This is a genomic window from Streptomyces synnematoformans (genome assembly GCF_039531005.1).
Classification (GTDB): Bacteria; Actinomycetota; Actinomycetes; order Streptomycetales; family Streptomycetaceae; genus Streptomyces; species Streptomyces synnematoformans.
Window position 1 is genome coordinate 1 of sequence record NZ_BAAAPF010000415.1, and the last position, 5,014, is coordinate 5,014.

The window sequence follows — 5,014 nt, forward strand, 5'->3', positions numbered from 1 at the left end:
ACCCGGCCGTCGGCGTCCACCGGCCCGTGCTGCACCTCCGGGGCCTGACCGGACTGCGCGAACAGGTCCTCCTGCGTGAAGTCCGCCAGACCGCTCACGCCGACGCCCAGCAGCCGCACCCCGGCGGCCGTCTCCACCCCGTCCAGCAGCCGCAGCGCCGCCTCGGTGACCACGGCCGGGTCGTCGGTGGGCCCGCGCAGCGTCTCGGAGCGGGTGAGGGTGGCGAAGTCGTACCGCCGGACCTTCAGGACCACCGTGCGGCCGGAGCGCTCCGCGCGGCGCAGCCGCTCCACGCACCGCCGCGCCAGCCGCCCGACCTCCGTGCGGATGCGGATCCGGTCGGTGAGGTCGACGTCGAAGGTGTCCTCGACGGAGACGGACTTGGCGTCCCGGTCCGCGACCACCGGCCGCTCGTCCCGGCCCAGCGCCATGACGTGGATCCCGGTGCCGTGCGCCTTGCCCAGCAGCCGCACCATCTCGTCCTCGCCGGCCTCCGTCACCTCCGCGACCGTGGTGATGCCGGCCCGGCGCAGCGAGTCCGCCGTCGCGGGGCCCACGCCGGGCAGCGTACGCACGCTCATGGGCCCCAGCAGCGCCCGCTCGCCGCCCGGCGGGACCACGACAAGACCGTCCGGCTTGGCCAGCTCGGAGGCGACCTTGGCGAGCATCTTGGAGGCGGCGAGCCCGACGGACCCGGTCAGGCCGGTGACGTCGCGGATGTCCGCGCGCAGCCGCTCGGCCACTCCCCGCAGCGCGTCCTGGTCGGGCGGTGTGCCGCCGGCTTCCAGGTCGACGAACGCCTCGTCCAGGCTCAGCGGCTCCACCAGCGGCGACAGCTCCCCGAGCAGCTCCATGACCTGGCCGCTGACCTGCTGGTAGAGCCGGAAGCGCGGGACGAGGAAGGCGGCGTTGGGGCAGAGCCGCCGGGCCATGCCCATGGCCATCGCCGAGTGCACCCCGAAGACGCGGGCCTCGTACGACGCGGTGGACACCACGCCGCGCGGGCCGAGGCCGCCGACGATCACGGCCTTGCCCGCCAGGCTCGGCTTGGCGGCCTGCTCGACGGCGGCGTAGAACGCGTCCATGTCCAGGTGCAGGACGGACGGCGCGCTTCTCACACCGCGATGGTCCCCCATGGGTACGACATCGGCCCGCCGGCGCCCGTGCGCCGGCCGTGCCGGCGCCGTACGGGCCGGTGGTGCAGGCGCCGTACGGGCGGTACGGACCGGGCGTCAGCCGGCGCGGCTGCGGCGGCGCGCCAGCTCGTCGGCCGCGTTGTGCCCCACCAGCGTCTCGCCGGTGTCGACGCGCTCCGCGTGCAGCTGCGCGAGAGCCGCCTGCACGTCGCTGAAGACCACGCCGACGGCGATGCCGAAGATGCCCTGGCCGCCCTCCAGCAGCTCCACGACCTCGTGCGGGGACGTGCACTCGTAGACGGTGGCCCCGTCGCTGATGAGCGTCATCCGCCGCAGGTCCGCCGCGTCGGCGGCGCGCAGGTACCGTACGGCCGTCCGGATGCTCTGCAGCGAGACACCGGCGTCCAGCAGCCGTTTGACGATCTTGAGTACGACGACGTCGCGGGCCCCGTACAGCCGCTGGGTGCCCGAGCCGTGCGCGGGCCGGACGCCGGGCTCGACCAGGCCCGTGCGGGCCCAGTAGTCGAGCTGGCGGTAGGTGATGCCGGCCGCGGCGCACGCGGCGGGCCCCCGGTAGCCGACCTCGTCGGGGTCCGCGGAGGCGCCCTGCGGCTGCCTCGCGGGATCCGCGCCGGGACCGTGAAGCGGAACTGGTCCGCCCCCTCCGGCCGATCTCTCGCCGCCCGTGACCACCACGCCGACCTCCCGCTCCCTGACCTGCCTCCCGACGGTAGGCAGTCGCCCCGGGCGCGTCAACGAACGCCACACGGGGCACGCCGGGTGCTCATCACCCTACGGGTGGTTTGCCCCCGGCGCCCGTGCGGTAGGGCCGGGCGGGCTACCGCGGGCGGCGGTCACTGGTTGGTGCCGAAGTCCTCGGGCGTGATCTGGTCGAGGAACTCGCGGAACTTCTCCACCTCGTCCTCCTGCTCGTCCGGGATCGAGATACCGGCGTCGTTGAGCACTCCTTCGCTGCCGTAGATCGGCGTGCCGGTGCGCAGGGCGAGCGCGATGGCGTCCGACGGGCGGGCGCTGACCTCGGTGCCGCCGGCGAACACCAGCTCGGCGTAGAACACGCCTTCCCGCAGGTCGGTGATCCGCACCTCGGCGAGCTCCTGGCCGACGGCGTCCAGCACGTTCTTGAAGAGGTCATGGGTCAGCGGGCGTGCGGGGGTCATGCCCTGCTGTGCGAAGGCGATCGCCGTCGCCTCCCCCGGACCGATCCAGATGGGGAGGTACCGGTCGCCGCCCACTTCACGCAGGAGAACGATCGGTTGGTTCGAGGGCATTTCCACCCGGACACCCACAACGTCGAGCTCGTTCACACAGCAACCCTAGGCCGACCCCGGCGGTTTTGGGTAGTCGGGCACCGGACCGGTCAGCCGCCGGAGACCCGCAGCGAGGACCGTACGAGGGTCGCGTGCAGCCGCGCGGACAGCTCGATCAGGCGTTCTGCGGTGGATTCCGCGTGCGCCCGCGTCTGCGGGCTGCGGTGCCGCCGCAGCGGGCCGACGACCTGTTCGACCAGGCCGGCGTCGCGGTCCGCGGCGGCCTTCAGACCGCGCAGGTGGCGCGCCTGCAGCCCGTAGCTGCCCAGCTCGGCGACGAGGCGGGCCACGGCGGCGGCGTCCGCGTCGTAGAGCCCGTCGGCGTCCGGGGCGACAAGCCCGAACTCCTCCCAGGACGCCAGCTCCTCCTCGCCGACGGCGGCGGTGCGCAGGAGCGCGGCGCGGTCGACACGGGGATCGTGGGGCGCCGCCGCGGCACCGGCGGGGGCGCCGTCCGCGGGCTCGGCGTCCAGCTGCTCGCGGATGACCTTGAGCGGCAGGTAGTGGTCCCGCTGCAGCCGCAGGACCCGGGCGAGCCGCTCGACGTCCGCGGCGCCGAACTTGCGGTAGCCGCCCGGCGAGCGCCGCGGCTCCACGAGCCCCTCGGACTCCAGGAAGCGGATCTTGGAGATGGTGACCTCGGGAAACTCCTCGCGCAGCACGGCGAGGACGCCCCCGATGCTCAGCTGCCGGTCGCGCGCCCGGCCGCGGTCCGGCCGGTCCGCTGCCGGGGCGGCGGTGCCGCCCCTCGGGGTGTCGCCCATCGCTTCCGTCCCGTGGTCGTCTTCTCCCCGCCAGGTCAGGCGGCGTGCCGGCTGGGGAAGAACACCAGCCGGAACTTTCCGATCTGCACCTCGTCCCCGCTGGTCAGCTCGGCCTCGTCGATCCGCTCGCGGTTGACGTACGTGCCGTTGAGGCTGCCGACGTCGGAGACGGAGAACCGTCCGTCCGGCATCCGGCGGAACTCCACGTGCCGCCGGGAGACCGTGACGTCGTCCAGGAAGATGTCGCTCTGCGGGTGGCGCCCGACGGTGGTCAGCTCGCTGTCCAGCAGGAAGCGGGCGCCGGAGTTCGGGCCGCGGCGGACGACGAGCAGCGCGGAGCCGGGCGGCAGCGCGTCGACGGCCGCCTGCGCCTCGGGCGACAGCGGCGGCAGCGTCTGGCCGCCGCCGGCGGCGACCTCGGCCTCGTAGGCCTCAAGGCCCGAGATGGAGATCGTGGTGGTGGTCTCCGACGGGCGCTCGGCCGCACCGGCCCGCAGCGGGGCGCCGCAGTTGGAGCAGAACCGGCTCGCCTGCGCGTTGCGGGCTCCGCACCTGTTGCATACCGGCAGGTCCATGGACTGACCCTCCTGCTGCGGAACGCCCGCGGCGGCATCGGGCGCATGCGGGTCCGAGCCGAACCCTCCACCCGCACTTGAGGTTGATGGTTCCCCGAAACCTATGCGGCCCGCCGCGGCAGGGTCAACATAAGACTCGCCCTGACCACCCGAAATGTCGCCGGACGGCGGAGGCGCCTGATCGCGGTACAAGGCACGCTCGCCGGCCTCGCCGCCCTGGGACGCGGCGCGGTGCCGACCCGGCCGTTCCGCCGAGCCCCTCCCGAACAACTTAGCGAACAACTTCACGGGCGATTTCCCCTTGACCGTCGGACAGGCCCATGTTCGAGCAGGTCACTCGACACGCGCATCAGCGGCACCGGACATTCACTGAACGTCCACAACCCCCGGACAGTTTCCCCTACGCAACCGCAGCCGATGCGTCGACCCCCCGTAACCCAGAGGTCACGACGACGACCGAGCGTAGTCAGGCCGCTTCGCCCGCCGCAAGGCGTCCACGATGACGGTGTCCCGGGGCTCGATGGACACCGTAGCCTGCTCCTCCTCCATGGTCTGAACCACCCCACCGGGGATGTTGAGCGCGGGCTCCAGGTCCTCGGCGCGGCCGATCACGCGGAAGACGTACGGCTGGGAGACGCGGCGGCCGTCGATCGCCACGTCGTTCTCCCCGGCGTCGGCGAAGTGCGTGCCCGCGACCACGCGCACGCCGTTGATCTGGATCGCCTCGGCGCCGGCCGCGCGCAGCTCCTGGATGGTGTCGAGGAGCATGTCCGCCTCGACCGCGCCCTCCGGGCCGCGGACGGTGATCTCGATCCCCGGCCCCTCGGCGGCGACGGTGCCGGCCAGCACGCCCAGCTCGCGCTCCTTGGCCTCCGTCTGCCGGCGCGCCTCCTCCGCCCGGTCGGAGCTGTTCTCCAGCTCCGCCTTCTGGTCCTCCAGGCGCTCGCGCTCGTCCTCCAGCCGCTGGGTGCGGTCGTCCAGCTCGTCGAGGATGCGGACGAGGTCCTCCTGCCGGGCGCCGCGCAGCGCGCTGGACTCGCCGGTGGAGCGGACCTGGATGGCCAGGCCCAGGCCGAGCACGAACAGCAGCAGGGCGACGATCAGCTGCGAGCGGGTCAGCCGGGGCGGCCACACCGCGTCGACCAGCCGGCGCCGGCCAGCGCCCGGCCGGGGGCCGGGCGCCGCGGGCGGCGGCGCGGCGGGCGCGGCGC

General features: G+C 74.0%; 6 protein-coding genes. All 6 read right to left on the reverse strand.

The window, feature by feature from the left end:
- Positions 1–1,118 (reverse strand): DNA polymerase IV (locus ABD317_RS33340; protein ID WP_344295010.1); only part of this gene is annotated, 1,118 nt, incomplete at its 3' end.
- Positions 1,119–1,232: 114 nt separating this feature from the next.
- Positions 1,233–1,829, reverse strand: coding sequence for a MerR family transcriptional regulator (locus ABD317_RS33345; protein ID WP_425582504.1), 597 nt, complete (start codon positions 1,827–1,829; stop codon positions 1,233–1,235).
- Positions 1,830–1,990: 161 nt separating this feature from the next.
- Positions 1,991–2,461: a bifunctional nuclease domain-containing protein gene (locus ABD317_RS33350; RefSeq protein ID WP_027757521.1), complete on the reverse strand. Its 471-nt coding sequence runs from the start codon at positions 2,459–2,461 to the stop codon at positions 1,991–1,993.
- A 53-nt stretch (positions 2,462–2,514) separates the two neighbouring features.
- The gene (gene ftsR / locus ABD317_RS33355; protein ID WP_344295014.1) at positions 2,515–3,228 is read right to left on the reverse strand and encodes a transcriptional regulator FtsR; all 714 of its coding nucleotides are present in this window, start codon (positions 3,226–3,228) and stop codon (positions 2,515–2,517) included.
- A 35-nt stretch (positions 3,229–3,263) separates the two neighbouring features.
- Positions 3,264–4,091 carry a double zinc ribbon and FHA domain-containing protein gene (locus tag ABD317_RS33360; RefSeq protein ID WP_425582503.1) on the reverse strand — a complete coding sequence of 276 codons (828 nt, stop codon included), beginning with the start codon at positions 4,089–4,091 and terminating at the stop codon, positions 3,264–3,266.
- Between the two features lie 156 nt (positions 4,092–4,247).
- A partial coding sequence (locus tag ABD317_RS33365) for a DUF881 domain-containing protein (protein WP_344295018.1) occupies positions 4,248–5,014 on the reverse strand: 767 nt, incomplete at its 5' end.

Bases quoted from the DNA above. Each gene is read 5' to 3' on its own strand.
- ftsR (WP_344295014.1), bottom strand. From the start codon at position 3,228: ATGGGCGACACCCCGAGGGGCGGCACCGCCGCCCCGGCAGCGGACCGG.